Below are 1,683 nucleotides of genomic sequence, written 5' to 3' on the forward strand. Positions count from 1 at the left end.
GAGGAGGAGGAAACCAAGCGCGTCATACGGCGCCCGGCGCTGGTCCTGCCGGGGCAAAAGGTCATTGTCCCGACGCCGCGTCCGCCGCGCGGGGGCGAGCAACGCAACCGGGGCCGCCTCACCGTCACCAGCGCCACCTCGGGCGAAGAGGAGCGCACGCGCTCGGTCGCCGCGTTCCGTCGGCGCACCCAGCGGCTGAAGAGCCATGGCGCGCAGGAACAGAAAGAGAAAATCGCGCGCGAAATCGTGCTGCCTGAGGCGATCACGATCCAGGAGCTTGCGAGCCGCATGTCCGAGCGCGCGGTCGACGTGATCAAGCTTTTGATGCGCCAGGGCCGCATGGTGACGCTGACGGATGTGCTCGACGCCGACACCGCGCAGCTTGTCGCCGAGGAAATGGGGCATTCGGTCAAGCGGGTCGCCGAATCCGACGTCGAGGAAGGCCTATTTGATCGGCCCGACGAGGAAGGCGCGCCCGTGCCGCGCCCGCCTATCGTCACGATCATGGGCCATGTCGACCACGGCAAGACCTCGCTCCTCGATGCGATCCGCCACGCAAACGTGGTGGCGGGCGAAGCCGGCGGGATCACTCAGCACATCGGCGCCTACCAGGTCGTTGCGCCCGGCGGCCAGACGATCACCTTCATCGACACGCCGGGCCACGCGGCCTTTACCGCCATGCGCGCGCGCGGCGCGAAGGTTACTGACATCGTCGTGCTGGTCGTGGCGGCCGACGACGGCGTCATGCCGCAGACGATCGAAGCGATTCGCCACGCCAAAGCGGCCAAGGCCCCGATCATCGTCGCGATCAACAAGATCGACAGGCCCGAAGCCAATCCCCAGCGTGTGATGCAGGAATTGCTGCAGCACGACGTGCAGGTCGAGGCGTTCGGCGGCGATACGCTCGCGGTCGAGGTTTCGGCGACCAAGAATGTCAATCTCGACAAGCTGCTCGAGGCGATCGCGCTGCAGGCCGAGCTGCTTGATCTCGTCGCCGATCCCGACCGCAGCGCAGAGGGCACGGTCATCGAGGCAAGGCTCGACCGCGGGCGCGGGCCGGTGGCGACGGTGCTCGTGCAACGGGGCACGCTCAAAGTGGGCGCGCTAGTCGTCGCCGGCTCGCATTGGGGCCGCGTCAGGGCGCTGATCGACGACAAGGGCGAGACCGTCGACCAGGCAACGCCCTCGACGCCGGTCGAAGTGCTTGGGTTCTCCGGCGCGCCGGAAGCGGGCGACCGGGTCGCCGTCGTCGAGACCGAAGCGCGCGCGCGTGAAATCACCGAATATCGCGAGCGCCAGAAGCGCGAAAAGCTCGCCGCGCGCGGGCCGGCGGTCAGAACCTCGCTCTCCGACATGATGAGCAACCTGAAGGCGGCGGGACACAAGGAGCTCCCGATCGTCGTCAAGGGCGACGTGCAGGGATCGGTCGAGGCGATCATCGCCGCGGTAGAGAAGCTTGGGAACGACGAAGTCGTGGCGCGCGTGATACACAGCGGCGTCGGCGGCGTGACCGAATCCGACGTGACGCTGGCTGAGGCCTCAAAGGCGGTCATTCTCGGCTTTAACGTTCGCGCCCATAAGGAGGCGCGCGATCTCGCCGAGCAGACCGGCGTCGAGATCCGCTACTACAACATCATCTACAATCTGGTCGACGATGTGAAAGCCGCCCTCTCCGGGCTGCTC

1 protein-coding gene is annotated in these 1,683 nt (G+C 67.0%); it reads left to right on the forward strand.

Features of this window, described 5'->3' with window-relative positions; translation table 11 throughout:
• Positions 1-1,683: translation initiation factor IF-2 (gene infB / locus WCB02_RS16490; protein WP_423959561.1), on the forward strand; the 1,683-nt coding region annotated here is incomplete at both ends.

It is taken from the genome of Bradyrhizobium sp. (genome assembly GCF_049581145.1).
GTDB lineage: Bacteria > Pseudomonadota > Alphaproteobacteria > Rhizobiales > Xanthobacteraceae > Bradyrhizobium.